The organism is Methanococcus voltae (genome assembly GCF_017875395.1).
Classification (GTDB): Archaea; AGJL01; Methanococci; order Methanococcales; family Methanococcaceae; genus Methanococcus; species Methanococcus voltae_C.
The window spans coordinates 134,200-152,243 of the sequence record NZ_JAGGMO010000004.1; the positions used below are offsets into that span (position 1 = coordinate 134,200).

The 18,044-nt window shown below is 28.5% G+C and carries 18 protein-coding genes; 12 read left to right on the plus strand and 6 right to left on the minus strand.

The genetic code is table 11. The annotated features are described in order from the left end of the window. Nucleotides 1–21 precede the first annotated feature (21 nt). From J2127_RS08545 to J2127_RS05765, 3 genes are all read left to right on the plus strand, one after another. Entirely contained in the window at nt 22–582 is a 561-nt protein-coding gene (locus J2127_RS08545) for a winged helix-turn-helix domain-containing protein (RefSeq protein ID WP_209732611.1), read from the plus strand. Nucleotides 583–701: 119 nt separating this feature from the next. Next, on the plus strand, nt 702–1,664 hold the full coding sequence (locus J2127_RS05760; RefSeq protein WP_209732612.1) for a DMT family transporter: 963 nt from the start codon (nt 702–704) through the stop codon (nt 1,662–1,664). A 178-nt stretch (nt 1,665–1,842) separates the two neighbouring features. After that, nucleotides 1,843–2,343: a DUF61 family protein gene (locus tag J2127_RS05765; protein ID WP_209732613.1), complete on the plus strand. Its 501-nt coding sequence runs from the start codon at nt 1,843–1,845 to the stop codon at nt 2,341–2,343. 37 nt (nt 2,344–2,380) lie between these two features. On the opposite strand, the gene J2127_RS05770 is transcribed toward J2127_RS05765, so the two are convergent. Next, the gene (locus J2127_RS05770) at nt 2,381–2,575 is read right to left on the minus strand and encodes a helix-turn-helix transcriptional regulator (RefSeq protein WP_209732614.1); all 195 of its coding nucleotides are present in this window, start codon (nt 2,573–2,575) and stop codon (nt 2,381–2,383) included. 53 nt (nt 2,576–2,628) lie between these two features. Continuing rightward, nucleotides 2,629–3,081 (minus strand): DUF2178 domain-containing protein, encoded by a 453-nt coding sequence (locus J2127_RS05775; protein ID WP_209732615.1) that lies wholly within the window; start codon nt 3,079–3,081, stop codon nt 2,629–2,631. Between the two features lie 382 nt (nt 3,082–3,463). Here J2127_RS05775 and tfrB point away from each other — a divergent pair, with 382 nt between their 5' ends. After that, entirely contained in the window at nt 3,464–5,092 is a 1,629-nt protein-coding gene (gene tfrB, locus J2127_RS05780; RefSeq protein ID WP_245326476.1) for a fumarate reductase (CoM/CoB) subunit TfrB, read from the plus strand. A 129-nt stretch (nt 5,093–5,221) separates the two neighbouring features. Continuing rightward, complete coding sequence (gene moaC / locus J2127_RS05785; protein WP_209732617.1) at nt 5,222–5,701, plus strand: cyclic pyranopterin monophosphate synthase MoaC; 480 nt, start codon at nt 5,222–5,224, stop codon at nt 5,699–5,701. 169 nt (nt 5,702–5,870) lie between these two features. On the opposite strand, the gene purF is transcribed toward moaC, so the two are convergent. The 4 genes from purF to J2127_RS05805 form a co-directional block, all read right to left on the minus strand. Then, entirely contained in the window at nt 5,871–7,247 is a 1,377-nt protein-coding gene (purF, locus tag J2127_RS05790) for an amidophosphoribosyltransferase (protein WP_209732618.1), read from the minus strand. 338 nt (nt 7,248–7,585) lie between these two features. After that, on the minus strand, nt 7,586–8,251 hold the full coding sequence (tpiA, locus tag J2127_RS05795; protein WP_209732661.1) for a triose-phosphate isomerase: 666 nt from the start codon (nt 8,249–8,251) through the stop codon (nt 7,586–7,588). A 330-nt stretch (nt 8,252–8,581) separates the two neighbouring features. Further along, nucleotides 8,582–9,412 carry a 2-amino-3,7-dideoxy-D-threo-hept-6-ulosonate synthase gene (locus J2127_RS05800; protein ID WP_209732619.1) on the minus strand — a complete coding sequence of 277 codons (831 nt, stop codon included), beginning with the start codon at nt 9,410–9,412 and terminating at the stop codon, nt 8,582–8,584. A gap of 547 nt (nt 9,413–9,959) precedes the next feature. Further along, a complete protein-coding gene (locus tag J2127_RS05805; RefSeq protein WP_209732620.1) occupies nt 9,960–10,142 on the minus strand; it encodes a hypothetical protein in 183 nt (60 codons plus the stop codon). A gap of 260 nt (nt 10,143–10,402) precedes the next feature. Here J2127_RS05805 and J2127_RS05810 point away from each other — a divergent pair, with 260 nt between their 5' ends. The 7 genes from J2127_RS05810 (at nt 10,403) to cyaB (ending at nt 17,818) form a co-directional block, all read left to right on the plus strand. Continuing rightward, entirely contained in the window at nt 10,403–11,875 is a 1,473-nt protein-coding gene (locus J2127_RS05810; RefSeq protein ID WP_209732621.1) for a NosD domain-containing protein, read from the plus strand. Between the two features lie 201 nt (nt 11,876–12,076). Further along, the gene (locus tag J2127_RS05815; RefSeq protein ID WP_209732622.1) at nt 12,077–13,336 is read left to right on the plus strand and encodes a right-handed parallel beta-helix repeat-containing protein; all 1,260 of its coding nucleotides are present in this window, start codon (nt 12,077–12,079) and stop codon (nt 13,334–13,336) included. Nucleotides 13,337–13,345: 9 nt separating this feature from the next. After that, on the plus strand, nt 13,346–14,644 hold the full coding sequence (locus J2127_RS05820) for a right-handed parallel beta-helix repeat-containing protein (RefSeq protein ID WP_209732623.1): 1,299 nt from the start codon (nt 13,346–13,348) through the stop codon (nt 14,642–14,644). Between the two features lie 294 nt (nt 14,645–14,938). Then, complete coding sequence (locus J2127_RS05825) at nt 14,939–15,670, plus strand: METTL5 family protein (protein ID WP_209732662.1); 732 nt, start codon at nt 14,939–14,941, stop codon at nt 15,668–15,670. Between the two features lie 233 nt (nt 15,671–15,903). Next, entirely contained in the window at nt 15,904–16,752 is an 849-nt protein-coding gene (locus tag J2127_RS05830; RefSeq protein ID WP_209732624.1) for an AAA family ATPase, read from the plus strand. A 35-nt stretch (nt 16,753–16,787) separates the two neighbouring features. Further along, nucleotides 16,788–17,222 (plus strand): Rrf2 family transcriptional regulator, encoded by a 435-nt coding sequence (locus J2127_RS05835; RefSeq protein ID WP_209732625.1) that lies wholly within the window; start codon nt 16,788–16,790, stop codon nt 17,220–17,222. Further along, entirely contained in the window at nt 17,219–17,818 is a 600-nt protein-coding gene (gene cyaB, locus J2127_RS05840; RefSeq protein WP_209732626.1) for a class IV adenylate cyclase, read from the plus strand. Before J2127_RS05835 ends, cyaB begins: the two co-directional genes overlap by 4 nt. The last annotated feature ends 226 nt before the right edge of the window (nt 17,819–18,044 follow it).

Consider the following 18,044-nt stretch of genomic DNA (forward strand, 5'->3'; position numbering starts at 1 on the left):
ATTGGCATATGCGGTGGAATTGTGCAGGAAAATGACGAATATTTATCTGAATTAAAATCAATAAAGGAAGAATTAAAAGCATTGAAAAAATGTTTAATTGAATACATCAATATTAGCATAAAAAATAACCCCAAACTAAATTATGAAAATTTTTCAGAATTAGAATTTGAAAAAAATGAAATTACATTGGAAAACCGATCTAATGAATTTGAAACAGTCACCGATGTAAATTTTAAAAGTAACGAGACTTATTTTAAAGATAATGGATTAGATATGGATAATGAGTATAAGATAAAAATCAATGAAATATCTGAAAAGGAAGTAATAAAAGTATTTGAACCATTATCCAATGAAAGAAGATTAATAATACTAAACTCGCTTTTAATGTCAGATAGGACATATTCCGAACTATCAAACATTACTGGAATACGAGGGGGCAATTTATTATTCCATTTGCGAAAACTTCAGTACTCCAAATTAATATCTCAAAATCATGAACGAGGGGACTATTTTTTAACTTACAAAGGACAAAAGATTTTGAGTTTGATATATCAAGTTTATTACATAATTAGGGAAGACTAGATAATAATAAACGAATAAACGAATAAATGGCTGAAAATAATTAAAAAATAACTAAAAAATAACAAACAAAATTTAATTTTTAAAATTAACTATTATTTAAAAATTATGGCGGGGATATAGTGGTTAATCTAAAAAAAATGGTTAAAAAAGACGTTAATAAAGCGTATATCGCTGCTACATTAAACGCCACGTTAATCGGTTTGACATTCTTATTTACCAAATATGCCTTAGTATATGTAGAGCCTTTTGAAGTATTGTCCCTTAAATTCATTATAGCGTTTACTTTTCTAGCATTTATATTAAAATTAGGTGTAAAAAAGGTTAATTTTAAAAAATTATTGGAATTTAAAAAAGAAATGTTGGCTTTGGGAATATTTCAACCAGTGTTATTTTTTGGTTTTCAAGTTTTTGGACTTAAATATTTAGGTATTGCACAAGTCGGTATATTATATTCGATAGCTCCTGTAGTAACCACCATTTTCGGGATACTAATTTTAAAAGAAACCATAAATTTAAAACAAGCAATGTTTATGGCAATTTCTATTATTGGGATAATATATATTTATATTATGAGAGGTATGGGTGGTTATTTCAATCCTGCGAATGAATCTAGCATATTGGGTGTTATATTTATATTAATTTCCATATTTGCGACTTCAATGTATGCCGTATCTAGCAGGAAGCTTTCTAAGAACCTTGACCCAATAACAATTACCTATGGTATGATGTTAATAGGCGCGATTGTTTTTACAGCGTTAAATATCGGAATTTCGGCATTTTATGGCGTTCCAAATATATTTACTAAATTATATGTTTTAGGTCCCGAACTATTAAATGTTAACTTTATATCATCTATATTATATTTAGGTATTGTAGTATCAGTTATTACGTCATTCCTGGTTAATTATAGTTTAAGTAAGATAAAAGCTGCAGAATATTCAATTATATCAAAATTATCGGTTGTAGTATCTATAGTTTCGGCAATTATATTTATGAATGAGATGGTTGCCTTATATCAAATTATAGGGGTTTCTGCAGTGATATTGGGCGTAATAGGGGCTAATTATTACAGTGAACACTAGGAAATAAAAATAATAATAAAAAATAGTATTAAAAATAATAATAAAAATAATAATAAGAATAATACTAAAAAATAGTATTAAAAATAATACAAATTATTTAAAAGTACAAAATAATATATATTAGATAAATATGGTTAAATAGGGTTAAAACAGGAATAATAATGTAATTGGTGAAACAATGGATAAAAAAACTAATGATATTGTCAATAATAATACCAGTAATTTTATCAATATAAATATTAATAAAAATAATGAATTGGGGAAAACATTAAACAACAGCTCTTTATCTAACAAACATATTTACGGACTTATTAGTGGGATAAAAACAAATTCATTTACCAAAAAAACTTTAGGGGAACTTTTAAACGAAGATAAACCTGCAGTTATGGTAAATGGGGAAAGACATAGGATAAAACAGAGAGAATTAGATTATCTAAAAGATATTGCTTCAAAAGATTTGAAAATACCAATTGTTTTACAGGTAGATTCTAATTTAAACGAAGGTACTATTAAAATAGAAGGAATAGATGAAGTAAATGTAATTTCTAAAATATTAAAGAAAGAAATTAATAAATTTGAAGAAAATAACTTATTATACATATATAAACCAGAATTAAGAATCGTTAGGCAAAAATTGCCAACTACTACAACTTATTTGTTCAGAATGGGTATAGATTAAATTTACATTACCCTTTTGTAAATTTTAATTACGTTATTTATTCGTCGTATGTAAAAATTTCTTCAATCGATACATTAAATAATTTTGATAATTTAAACGCAATAATCAATGAAGGGTCATATTTGCCCTTTTCTATCGCAGAAATGGTCTGTCGAGTAACCCCTATTTTTTTGGCAAGTTCGTCTTGCGTTAAATCATTCATCGCTCGAAAAACTTTTATTTTATTGTCCATATTATCACAATCTTTTATTTTTTATTATTTAAATATCTCTTATAAATACCCTATTAATCACACCGTCTTGAGCGACCGATTAAACCGTATTTTTTACCGAAATAATATTTAAATCCGATAAATGAAAGTAATAAAGCCATAGCTGACCAAGAAAGTGCTATACCTGTAGTCACGTGCCCCTCCCAAGGTTGTGCATAAACAGGCGCTCCGTCAATAAAACTAAGTATAGAGACTATATTCATTAGTATTAAACCAACTACTGCAAAAACCACTGTACATAAACCCAATGAGGCATTAGCTGCTTTTTCACTTACTTTTAAAACTAGTTCATCTACAAGAACTTCTTCTTTATCTAAATTTCTTCTCAATAAGAACATAAATAGCATTCCAGACAATACTGCTCCAAATACTACTAAAACTTCTTTTATTGTTACACCGTACATTGTCAATATTGCCACGTAAGCCATAACAAGTAATCTGTACTTCTTATATGATTCGTAATTCATAATATCACCGATTTTAGGTCGTATAGGTTAAATACACATAATAAAATTTATATTGTTTAAATTAATTTAATTTTTTTATTTTTTTTATTTTATTTTTTTATAGTAGTTTTATATTAATTCGTAAATTAATGTAGTATTTTGTGTAAATTTATTATTCCATTTTGTAGTAAAGTATTTACAAAATGTAAAAAATACTTATAATTATGTAAAGTATCTTTTACATTATGATATAGTATTGATGTTATATATAAAGTTTTTGTATAATGTTTTTGTAATAAGTTAAAATATCATCTGTTTAAAATTTGGCATACTTTAAAATAGTTAAGATAGTTTATATATAATCAAGATAATTATTATTTAAAACGTAATTATGTGTGAAATTATGAAAAATACTGACGATTTATTGATTCCGATATATATTATGCGAAATAAAATATTTAAGAAATACATGGTACCGAGTGATTTAACCATTATAGAAGCTTTAGAATATTTAAATAACAATGGTTACGAGATAAAATATCGTTCATCTTGTAAGGCTGGGCAGTGTGGTAGCTGTGCGGTTACAGTTGACGGTTTGCCAAAATTAGCTTGTAAAACTAAGGTAAAAGAGGATATGAAAATAGAACCTCTTAGAAATTTTGATTTAATTGAAGATTTGGTAGTAAATAGGGAAGAATACTATAAAGCTCAAAAAGAATTTGAAAATTGGATTCATGAAACTTCTGAAGTTGAAGAAGAAAAAATTGAAAAAATTGAAAAAAATAAAGAAAATAACGATAAAAAAGACAATTTAAAAATTCTTAGTGATGAAGATTTATTTAAAAGTATTTCAGATATTGGGAGCGTTAGAAACTGCATTGACTGCATGAGTTGTATGTCTACTTGTCCGGCTCGAATGTATTCTGACTACATGGGACCTACATTTATGCGTTTATTGGCAAGATATGCCAGGGATGCCCGAGATAATAAAGATAGGGTAAAAGAAGCTTTTGAAAAGAATTTATACAACTGCACAACCTGTGGAAGATGTATAAAAGTATGCCCCAACAATATTGATACGGTGCATAATGCCGTTGAAAAATTGAGGGAACTTTCATTTAAAAAAGGCTTATATTTAGAGAATCATCTCGATGTTAGGAAAAATATCACCGAAAATCCTGCTAAAAGAACTGTTACAAAACCTGAAGCTCCAAAAATTGGATTCCTCGAAGATGTGATTAATAATCCTAAAAAATTTAATAATGAATTCACTGAAAAAATTGTTATTGAAAATAAGGATAATATCAATAAAAGCGTTGAATATGTGGCAAAAAACTCAAAAGTTACTGTTGCATTATTTACGGGCTGTTTAATGGACTATAGACTTCAAGAATTGGGAATGTCCGGGATAAGGGTGCTAAATGCTCACGGTATATCTGTAATAATTCCGATTAATCAAGTTTGCTGTGGTTCGCCACTTATAAGAACCGGTCAAACCGATGTAGCAAAAGAATTAAAAAACATAAATCTTGGTATATTCGATAAGTTATTTGCCGATAAATCACTTGATAGCATCGTTACACTATGCGCAGGTTGTGGCAGTACCTTAAAAAACGACTATGGTGAGAAAGAATTCGTAGTAAAAGATATTACGGAGTTACTTGTTGAAAAAGGTCTATTAAATTACAAACCTTGTAAGTTAAAAGTTACATATCACGACCCTTGTCATTTAAAAAGAGGACAGGACATATTCGAACAACCACGTATCATATTAAATAGTATCCCCGAATTAGAGTTCATAGAAATGGAAATTCCCGACCAATGCTGTGGTGCAGGTGGCGGTGTTAGAAGTGGAAAACCTGAAGTAGCCTACAAAATTGGTGAGAAAAAAACAGAAATGATACTAGAAACTAAAGCGGATTACGTAATAACCGTTTGTCCATTCTGTAACTACCATATTGCAGACTGTCTTAGTAAAGTTTCTAATATACCAGTTATGAACATCGTTAAATTACTTGATAAGGTTATTTAATAAATTTAATTAAAAAATTTATTATAATATACATTATTTATCTTAAAATAATAAAATTACATAAAATGGTAGTATTAAAAATTATAATGGTTTAAAATCCAATGGTTTAAAAATTATAATGGTGGAATTATGGAACAACTTACACATGTTGATGAAAATGGCGTAAAAATTGTAGATATTTCTAAAAAAAATGATGTATATAGGGAATGTACTGCTAAAGGACTTATAAAATTAAAAGATTCTACAATTAAAGCAATTGTAAAAAATGAAATTGCAAAAGGAGATGTTTTAACAACTGCTCAGGTTGCAGGAACAATGGCAGTTAAAAATACGTCAAATATGATTCCAATGTGCCACCCAGTACCCATTACTTCAGTGAAAGTTAGATTTGACGTTAATGAAGAAGAAAATACTGTTGAAGCTACTTGTAATGTAAAAAGCACTTATAAAACAGGTATTGAAATGGAAGCACTTACTGGAGTTAGCGTTGCTCTTTTAACCGTTTGGGACATGGTTAAAGCTGTAGAAAAAGACGAAAATGGTCAATATCCTGATACCAATATTTTTAACATAAGGGTTGTTGAAAAAATTAAAAGAGATGTTGAATAATCAATAATTGATTATTAATTATTCTTTTTATTATTCTTTTTATTATTCTTTTTATTATTCTTTTTATTATTCTTTTTATTATTCTTTTTATTATTCTTTTTATTATTCTTTTTATTGTTATTTTATTTATTAGCACTTTAGTATTATTTTAATTCTATTTTTTATTTATTTATTCTTTATTATTTTTACATAATTTACAAGATACATCAGTAGGGTATTCACCATTTAAACAAGCTAAACATAAATCTTTTCTACCAATAGCTTCCAATAGACCTTCAATACTTAAATACTGAACTGAATCGGCGTGTATTGAATCAGCAATTTCTTTATCGGTTCTTGTACTTGCAATTAACTCGTCTTTTACCGCCATATCGATACCATAGAAACAAGGGGATACGATTTTAGGGGAGCCTATTTTAAAGTGTATTTCTTTAGCACCGGTTTTTTTAACCATTGTAACGATTTTTTTAGATGTTGTACCTCTTACGATACTATCATCAATTAAAATTATCTTTTTATCCTTTATCATATCTTTTACAGGGTTTAATTTTAATCTAACAGCTAAATCTCTTTCTTCTTGAGTAGGTAAGATGAAAGTTCTTCCGATGTATCTGTTTTTGATTAAAACCTCTTTGTAAGGAATACCTGCTTCTTCGGTGTATCCTTGTGAAAAAAGAATACCGGAGTCGGGAACTGGGGAAACTACATCTGCATCGGTTTTATTTTCTTTTGCAAGGATTTTTCCGATGTTTCTCCTTACTTCATGAACGCTGATTCCATCGATAGTTGAATCAGGTCTTGCGAAATAAACATATTCGAACATACAGGTTGAAGATTTTTCGCTCTTGTTTGGCAGATCGTATGATTCTAAACTGTTTCCTTTTACAACAACCATTTCACCAGCTTTGATATCTCTTTCGAGGGGTACATCTACGATATCTAAAGCACAGCTTTCTGAACTGAAGTATATTTCACCGTTTTTCATTCCCATACATAATGGTTTAAACCCTTTTGGATCCCTTACTGCTATCATCATGTCATTGTAGACGATAAGCATGGAGTATGCCCCATTTAACTTTTCAGAAACGTTTTTCATAGCCTGAACAATGTCTTCAGTTTTTAACAATTCTCTAACCAATAATTGTGCAATAACTTCTGAATCGGTCGTGGATATGAATATATGTCCGTTTTTTTCTAATTCTTTCCTTAATAATGCCGAATTTACAATATCACCGTTGTGAGCTATTGCAAAATTTCCAAAAGAGCTGTTTACTACGAAAGGTTGGCAATTATCAATGTTATTTCCACCGGTTGTAGAGTATCTAACATGACCCATACCGATATGGCCATAAAGATTTTGAAGTTCTTTGTTTGTAAAAACTTCGGGAACTAAGCCAACGCCCTTATAACTACCGATATTTTTGCCGTTTCCGACTGCAATCCCTGCACCTTCTTGTCCTCGGTGTTGCAAAGCATATAATCCATAGTAAACTTTTTTAACGATATTATTTTTAGTTGGTGAGTATATACCAAATATTCCGCACATTTTATCACAAAATCGATTAAAACTATAATTTTATTTAGTTTTGTTGTTTATTTAGTGTTGATTAATTAATAATTTTAATATAATAATTTAATAGAAATGATAATTTAAGATAATATAATGAAAATATGAATATTAACTATCTGATATATTAAAATATCGATGATTTGAGTTAATATTTTTAAATTTATATGAATGTATATAAAAAACAAATATATAAATTAAACTGAAAATCGATACATAAGGGATAAAAATAGGACTCTATTATAAGCACTAATATAAAATTATTAAAGATAATACTAAAAAAATAAAAAAACTAAATCAAATATGAATGAAATAATTTATAATTCACTTATCAAGTCTCTAATTGACTTTTCGACATCTTTTGCTTTTACAACTCCTGAAGCAAGTAAAACTCCTTCTGCACCTAGATCTAAAGCTGATTTAACGTCTTCCCCTTTTGAGATGCCCGCACCGCATAGGACTTTTACATTTTTGTTGATATCATGTACTGCGCTAACTGTTCCCTCAACAATTTCAGGGTTAGCTTTTGAAACCGGAGTACCTGAACCTATTAATTCCGGGGGTTCAACTGCAACATAATTCGGAGCTAATGCGGAAACTGCCTTTGAAACACCGATATTATTTGTACAGACAACACTTTCGAGTTTTAACTCTTTTGATTTGGTTATGAGTTCTTCAATATCTGACAATAATAAACGTCTTTCAGAGTGATTTATGAGCGTTCCAACCGCTCCTGTACTTTTTACGGCTTCTGGCAATATCTTACCTGTGTTACTGCCGGGTTTTATCGCATCCATATGTTGAGCGTACACTTTTATATTTGTTTTTTCCATGATTGTTCTTAAATCTGTGAATTGAGGGGCTACTGAAATTTCTATCCCGCTTTCTTCACTTACTTTTTCAGCGTATTTGGCTATTTGCAATCCTTTATCCCCTATACTTTCCAAATAGGTCTTGAAATTAATTATAACAACTGGTTTAATACTATCACCAATACTAGTTTTTTAATTTGTTCTAGGTTATTCTAGATTATTCTAGATTATTCTAGATTATTCTAGGTTATTTTCATTACGGTATAATTTTATAACATTACAACTTTATAATATTATTATTTGTAATATTGTCTAATTCATATATTTGGTTTAGTTTTCAATATATTCTATAATCAACAAGTTATATAAAATTTAGGCAATTATGGTGAAGTCTTAATTAAAAAAGTTGAAAAAAAGTTGAAATTTGGTATTTTTATTTCTTTATATTATTTCTTTATATTTTATTATTATTATTATTATTATTATTAGTTATTTAGTTTATTATTTTTGTGCTTCTGGCGCTATTTCTTTTAAAGCTTCTTCAACACTTGCGTTATCGTGAACTATTTTACATATAGCTTTTGTAATACCTGTAACATCCCTATGCTGGAAAACGTTCCTACCTGATGCCACACCGATTGCACCTGCGCTTATGGCGTCTTTAACCATTTGCAAGAATTCTTCGTCAGTGTTGGTCTTAGGACCGCCTGCTATTACAATAGGTACTGGGCAACCACGTACAACCTCTCTGAAAGAGTCAATATCTCCAGTGTAGTTTGTTTTAATAATATCTGCACCTAATTCAGCCCCCAATCTTGCAGCATGTGCTACATATTCCGGGTCTCTTTCATCAACTACCTTCTTACCTCTAGGGTACATCATTGCTATTAAAGGCATTCCCCAGTATTCACAAGTTTCAGCGATTTTTCCTAAGTCCCGGTACATTTGGTCGTCAGTTTCTGCACCTACGTTAACGTGAACGGAAACAGCGTCTGCACCAATTCTAATGGCTTCCTCGACCGATGTAACAATCACTTTTTTATTTGGGTCGGGCGAAAGGGATGTACCTGCAGATAAATGGACTATCAATCCGATATCCTTCCCGTATCCGCGATGACCGTACCGTACAATACCTTTATGTTCCAATACGGCATTTGCTCCCCCTTCTGCTACTTTATCTACAGTTTTTGGCATATCTTTAATACCATCTAAAGGACCGGATGAAACACCATGATCTAAAGGTATTATCACCGTTCTTTCACTTTTTCTATTGAATATTCTTTCTAATCTGATTAATTTTCCTACATTTTTAAGGTTTCCGAATCTTTCCATAATTTCACCATTATTATCATTATTATTTTGTTTGTCATATAATTTAAAGTATTTGGTTTTAATTTTTATGAATTAGGCATATATATTATCGATAATGAATTAAAGCATTTATAATAATACTTCATTTATTTAAATGGATAATACACTATTTTTTAAGTTTTTATTGAATATTTGACTATCTTATTTTTTATGGGGGTTAAACTTTACATTTAAATATAATTATATTTAAATATTCCATATTTTCAATTATAACATCAAATTCAATAAAAATTTATAAATAACTACATTAAAATCTTAATAGATTATATCTTATTAGACGGTTTACCGCAAAATTGACTCATTATAAAAATACATCCTAATTACTAGTATACGGGATAGAATACTTAGAATACCTGGAAATACCCATATGGGGCACATAGATATACGATTATCTACTTTATCCTTAATTATAGGTTTGTATACCATAAACGGAGTATAATCTTAAATTTAATAAATACAACAATTTCACGTAATACGCTACTAACAAATATACACAGAGATATCTAACTTAATACCACTGGAAGCTAAAATAACTAAAATAACTAAAAATACCAACATTTGATTTAACATTAACAATACTATCTGTTATATTATTCACTAATTTGTCCATGCTGTTAGCTAAACTGCTCTTGCTAACCCTACTATCCGGTAGCATACACTTGCTATTGCAATTATTTGCAAGTTCGTTCATTTTTAGTCACCTTATTGTTTTAATTTACTTAATTATATTTTATAATTATTAACACACTTCTATAGTATATATAGTTTATGTGTTACCCAATATTTTAAACCATATTTCAATTACAATTTGAAAAATATATATACGTATATATATTTTGTAAAATAAATTTAAACATATAACTCAATTAAAATAAGATATGATGGGTCAATGTAAAATTTAGGTATTAACCTAAATCAAACTACTGCCGTATTTGAAATGAGAGGTGAAATATGGCATTTGCATGTAATGGGAAAGGGAGAATATGTTTAATATTTTTCATATTTTTAATGTTATTTTCCAATTCCTCAATTGCCAACACTAATGAACAAATGGATAATTGCTTTTTATCCAGTGAATATATTTGTATTGACAATCTTGACGATATTAAATTAGCAAATAATAAAATGGTTAATTCAATAGATGACAAAACTTTTGAAAAAAGTGCTGTAGTAAATTATGTAGAAAATCTATCATACGATGGATTTATACGCAATACCACTAATTTAGACAATTTAAATGTAAGATATTCTAATGAACAAGATATTCAACCTATAATAAATGAATTTTACCTGTCTAATGAAAACTTCAGTAAAGATAAAAATTACTCTACAGTTATTATCAACGCACCGGGTAAATACTACATAACTGAAGATATCGATACATATACAGGTATCTGTTTAAATACGAGCGATGTGCTTATTGACGGGATGGGACATATACTTACAAGTAACCGTTCTAATTCAACCATTGCAAATGCAGGGATTACAAATTTAGTAGCGGTACATAATATTACAGTTCAAAACTATCACGTCGTAGATAATAACGCAGGTTGTGCTATTCGATATGGAATATATGATATAAAATTTGTAAACTGTAGCACTATCGATTGTAACACCGGTTTTTTGTACCAAGGTGCTAGAAATATGACATTTATAAACTGTAATGTTACAGGAGCGGTTAATTACGGATTTGCGGGTATAACCACAACTTTGGCATATCATGAAAATTGCTACTGTAATAAAGATTTTAATCAAGCTTTTATGTTTCTATTAGTTGATGACATCATCATAAAAAATACAGTAATTGAAAATAGTGGTGCAGGGGTTTATGCAGCTTACTGTGAAAATTTAACACTTGAAAACTGTACTGTATTGAATAACGATTGGGGAACATATATTCTTAGAACAATTGACATTATAATTGATAATTACGACGTTAAAAACTCTAGTAAGGGTCTTTTTCTTATAATTACAAAAAATGTGTCAATAAAAAATTCTAAATTATGCCATAATTCAATAAATGCACATTTAGCTTGGATGGAAGATGCAAGGATTAAAAATAATTCGTTTAGCCATGGAGAATATGGACTATATAGTGGCATAGTTAAGGGAGACCCCGATACACACTTTAAAAACATAACGATTGTGCAAAATAAATTTGTAAATAATTCAATGTACGCATTATCTGCAGGAGGAACTTCCCAGACAAATTGGGTTTATTTAAATGATTTTAATAAGAATAAAAAACTTGTAGATAGTAATTTCTTAAAAGGTAATTATTTACATTCACCTATAATCAATTATACATACGAAAATAAGGAATATACGGGCAGACTTGGAAACCACTATGGAAAAGGTTGTGGAAAATGCTCTTGTGGTGTTTACAACCATCCAAAATGTACATTATGTGAAATTGACTTATAATAGTTACCCGTTAAAGAAAATTAAATAAAATAGAATATATAATATGACAATTAATACCTTAAATTATAATATTCTAATTAATAAATTTTTAAGAGACATATATAGAATAATAATAAAATAGTAATAATAAAAAATAATAATAAAATATAAAGAAATAATATAAAGAAATAAAAATAAAAATAAAATTTAAGGGGTTAAATAATGAAAAAAGATTCAAAATATCTTTTATATTTGATAGTATTTTTGTCTTTGATATTTTGTATAAATACGTGCAGTGCAGTCACAATTTACACATACGTAAACGTATATAATGAAACGAACGACACGATAATTAATACTAGTTATGAATTAGGGAGTGGCAAGATTTTTGGAAAGATAAATTCAAGTAATTTGGTAATTGATTTCCAAAATAATACATTAACTGCCACAGATGACACTGCGAGAGCTTTTGTTAGTCCAGAGGGCGATTATAATTATACAAATGTTACTATAAAAAATTTAATACTACGTAATTTTAGTTCTCATCCCATTGAATTATCTTATATTGATAATTTAAATCTTGAAAATATTGTATCTGAAAATACAACCGGTGAGTATGTCATAGATATTACATGTTCAAAAAATTTATCCATTAAAAATTGTGAATTTTTTAATTTTTCCAAGGTTGGTTTCTTTGAAAACATATCCAATTCAAAAATTAAAAATTGTTACTTCAATAAGGGAACTGTTTGCATATATATGTATGGGCATATAAACGACAGCCGAATTGAAAACTGCGTGATGGAAAACTGTTCCCAAGGTATTATGAGCTACAAGGATATAGGGACTAACTACAATTTTATTTATAAAAATAATACTTTTAGAAATAATACTTTTAGAAATGTAAAAGAATATTCAATATATATTGAATATTACGAAGTCCTTGAAAATTGTACAATTGAAAATAACAAATTTGAAAATTGTACGAACTATGGAATTTATATGGATGGGGGAAATTACACGAAAAATTTCATAAATAACAACACTTTTAAAGATATATATAATAAAGATGACAGTTATTCGGGAATAGCTATTTTTATGGCAAATGAATACTCTAAAGATAGTGAAATTAGCAATAATCATATTAACAATTGTAGCTATGTGGGAATCACCCTTAGTTCGGAATACACTTCAAACACCACCGTATTCCTAAATAACATTAGCAATTGCAAAGAATATGGTTTATCGACAGAGATTTCACATGTTTACGTTTATTTAAATAGCTTTGAAAACAACGGACACCATATTTCTCCAGGTACTACGATGGGATGTTATATGAATTCACCAACAATTATGGAGTATGAATATGGTGGTGAAACATACACTGGAAGACTTGGAAATTACTATGGTGAAGAATTAGGCGAAAGTGAAAATGGAATATATGTAAAACCATATGGTGTAAATGTACGTCCAAAAGAGTAGGGTGAAATCTTGAAAAATTCAACTTTAAGTATATTAATATTATCTCTCCTATTGTTTGTTTTAGGCGGATGTAGTGGAGTAGGAGTACCCGAGCCAGATGTAACGTATCATATAACAATAAATGAACCAGGGATACATACCTTTGATGAAGACTTAATTTTATCAGAGTATAAACATGGTATATTGATAAATGCAAGTAATGTTACAATCGATGGAAATAATTTTAAATTAATTGGTTATAATAATCATAACAATATAGGAATAGGAGCAGCTAGAAGTTACAGATTCTCAAATATTGAAATTAAAAATTTAAATATATCAAATTTCTCAAAAGGAATATTTATTGAAGATGGTTCAAATATTTCAGTTCACAACTGCGAATTGTTCAGCAATACGGATGGAATTATCGTATATTATGCAGATGCTTATATTTATTTAAATACTATTGATAGTACGCAAGGTAGTATGACAAATTTAATTGCATCTTCCCCAAAAGCTGTTTACGAATACAATGGAAAAGAATACACATATAGACTTGGAAATTACTATACAACTGCTCCTGATTTAAATGACACTGATAACGATGGAGTTTTAGAAGGTATGGCATATCTTGGGCGTATGTATGACCCTTATTCATTAAAAGAAGCTCCAAGTAATTACATTATTAAAGAGCTATATTATCCTACAGTTGAAAATAGTTCCCCTGGAGTAACTACAATAATAGATATCTTTGCATTAGCACAGCCTCCTGAATACTATAATGGTAAAGTTACGCCAGAACCTACCCCTGAGCCTGAACCTGAACCAACACCATCGAGTGGAGGAAGTGGGGCAGGAACAATATATAAAGCTCAAGCAAGAGAGGGTACTTCAGAAGGATTCACTTCACAAAAAATTAAGGATAGAGTTACATTATCAAAAGTAATTGCTGATGATCCATTAGATGCAGATTTAGCGAAAAAACAATTAAAAGATAATATAATCGGTTCTGATGAAGATATGTCATTAAATGAAGATGCTGTTATTATCGGCGGACCGGTTTCAAACGCATTTGCTAATAAATACAATCATATGTTTGAAAAACCTGTAACAAATGACTACCCTGGGGAAAATACGGGAGTTATTCAAGTTCTTAAAGTACAAGAAGAAGCAGGCGGTATTGTTCAAACGCATTATATCGTATATATTGCAGGTTCCGATAGATATGGAACACAAGCAGCCGTTGAATACTTTAAAACACTTACGGAATTACCTGACGAACCTATTTTAGTTAAATGGGTCGATGGCAAACCAGTACTAGTGGAATAACTTACTTAAGTTTTGATTAAAACAAAAATATATTTCTCTTTTTTATTTTTATTATTAAATTTAAAATTAAAACAACAATTTTATAAAATAATATTAAAATTATAAAATAATATTAAAATTATAAACTAATATTAAAACAATAAATTAAATAGTAATAAAATCTATTTTAATCTACAGTATTATATATACAATTTATATACAATTTAACATTTGATTAACTTCTAGTTATCATCAGTTAATATTTATTACGATATGACATAGGATTTATATAATTTATAATTTGGTGGAATTTTGATAAAAAAGAAGCATCTTGAAATGGTATTGGATAATTTAAAAGCTCACCCTAACCCAAAAGTAGAATTGGAACAATATTCTACCGAAGGAAACCTTGCAAGTGAACTATTAATGTTTGCAAGAGATGACATAAAAAACAACATCGTTGTTGAATTAGGTTGTGGAACTGGGCGATTTTCAATCGGTTCACTATTACTTGGCGCTAAAGGTGCCTATGGGGTAGATATTGACGAAGAATCGGTTGAAACTGCAAAATATAATTTAGAAAACATTATTGGAATATTAGAAAAATTTAATCTAAAATATGTTATAGAAAATTTAGATGAAAACAAGGATAAATATGGAATTAAAGAGATAAATGAACTCTGTAGCTTTGAAACAATGGATATAAAAGAATTTTCAAAGGAAAAAATATTTGAAACATTTGAAATTAAAAATATGATCCATATTAACGGCGATGAAAAAATTATTGTTATTCAAAATCCCCCATTTGGAGCTCAAACAACTAATAAATTCGCGGATAGGGTTTTCCTTGAAAAAGCTTTGGAAGTTGGAGATGTAATATATACAATACACAATACTCCGTCCCGAGAATTTATAAAAAAGTACGTTGCAGATAATGAACGGAATATAACGCATATTTTCCAGGCTTATTTTAGAATTCCGGCTATTTACGAATTCCATAAAAAAAAGTTTGTTAATGTGCCTGTTGATATATATAGAATTGAATAAATACTACTCTTAAAAATTAAATATACTACTAAAAGTAAACATACTTTAAAAATATATTAAACATACTTTATTTAGAATATAATTATTTTAGAATATATTATATATTAGATTTTACAAATAGTTTTTATAATTTTTAAGGCTTGAATTTAGAAATTAAATATATGTTAAATAATTTAAAAATATGTTAAAAATATGTTAAAAATAAGATTGATAATGATTGATAGTGATTATATATGCTAAAAGGAATAATTAAGGGAGAAATCGAGAAAAAAACCATAACACAAATTTATGGACCTCCAGGAAGTGGTAAAACCAATATCTGTATTATTGCTATGATAAAATATGCTAAAAACAATCAAAAAGTAATATACATAGATACAGAAGGCAGTTTATCCACCGAAAGAGTTAAACAGATATGCCCCCAAGATAGTGATGGTATTTTCAAAAATACGCTACTTTGCGAACCTTACACTTTTGAAGAACAGTGTAACATTATAGAAAGTCTAGAAGCGGTTGAAAATATCGGTTTGATAATTGTTGACGGAATTTCGTCATTATATAGGCTAGAGCTATCAAACAATGTATTTCATAATACTGAATTAAACCGTAATTTGGCTAAACAAATACATATATTGAATAAAATTGCTAAGAAAAACGATACTGCCGTACTTTTAACCAACCAAGCGAAAGATAGTATAAATTATAAAATTCCAGATACGGATTACAAAAATAAAGATACTAGTGAAAATGAAGGAAAAAATCATAGCTTTGGAAATTCTAAAGTTAAAAATTCGTTTGATGATAGTTTTGAACCTACAGGCGGTAAACTATTAGCATACTGGAGTAAGTCAATATTAAAATTGGAAAAGTTTAAAAATTTTAGAAGATTAACACTTGAAAAACATAGATTCCATAAAGATGGTGAATATATTGATTTTCAGATTGTTCAGCACGGTTTAGAGGAATTATCTAACTTCAATGAATCAGAAAAGTTTAAAAATTCCAAAAACGATATAACTAATATAAAAAATGATATAAAAAATGACATAAAGAAAGAAATTTTATTAAAAAACGACTTATAAAAAATATATACGTTAATCGTTATCAAAGGGAAATCATGGAAGTTACTGGGAAAACTCTTGAAATTATGCAAGCTATCGAAGGTATATGTACTACAAAAGAAGTAGCGGAAAAGTTAGAAACCCACCCTAAAAATATTGATAGGCATATTCGAGTATTAAGGGATTTAGGACTTGTAGAAACACGTAAAGGTAAATTCGGAGGTATTTGCCTTACAAATGAAGGAAAATATTTATTGAAGAAAAAACATATAAATTTAATAAGCATTAAAGTTAGAATTGTTGCAAATGACAAAATCGGATTATTGGCGGAAATTACGTCAACAATTTCTGAAAAGGGCGGTAATATCTTAGCTACTACATTGGAAAAGGAAGATGAAAGAGTTGTAGTTTGGTTAAGTCTTGAAAATCTAGATTTTGACGATTTGAAGAGAATATTAAAAGATAAAGTTATAAAGGTGTCGTTAGTATGATTGAAGTAGAAATAAAAGTTTCTCTTGAAAACAAAGATATTGAAAAGATAATAGCTGATTTAAAGGATATGGGATTCAAAAACTCGGGAATCAAGGAACAAATCGATGTATATTATAATGGAATCGACAGAAATTTTAGAGAAACTGATGAAGCTCTTAGAATTAGACGTTCTGCTAATTTAAACGAAGATTTATCAGTTATTGATGAAAATACCTATGTAACATATAAAGGTAAAAAATTAGATAAGATTTCAAAAACACGTGTGGAGCACGAAACTGCAGTTGAAGATATCGATACGATGGACAACATTTTTAAAAGCTTAGGGTTTAAATGCGTTAAACCAGTTCGCAAAGTTAGAAAATTGCTTAGAAAAGTAATTGGTGCAACAGAAGATGAATATATAGAAGCTTCTATTGATAAGGTTGATGATGTAGGTCAGTATTTAGAATTAGAGATTACTGTGGAAAGCTTTGAGCAAAAAGATGAAGCACTTGAGAAATTATTCTTAGTTTTGGAAGAAATTGGAATTGATAGGAATAATCTTGAATTAAAATCATACTTAGAATTAAGGGATGAAAAATTAGGAATTAATTAATGAATAAATAAATAATGGATAAGCAATGAATAATTAATTCTTTAAATTTAACTAATTAATTGCCTAAATAAGTCAGTTAATTCCGGTTAATTCGATAAAAATCGATATAATAAACTATATATATAAAAAACTTTAAATATTAACTAATTAAATTAAAATGTGACTTAAACCTATATAAAATTAAGTAAATTTAGAATCAAGTAAACTTTATTTGGAGAGGATATTG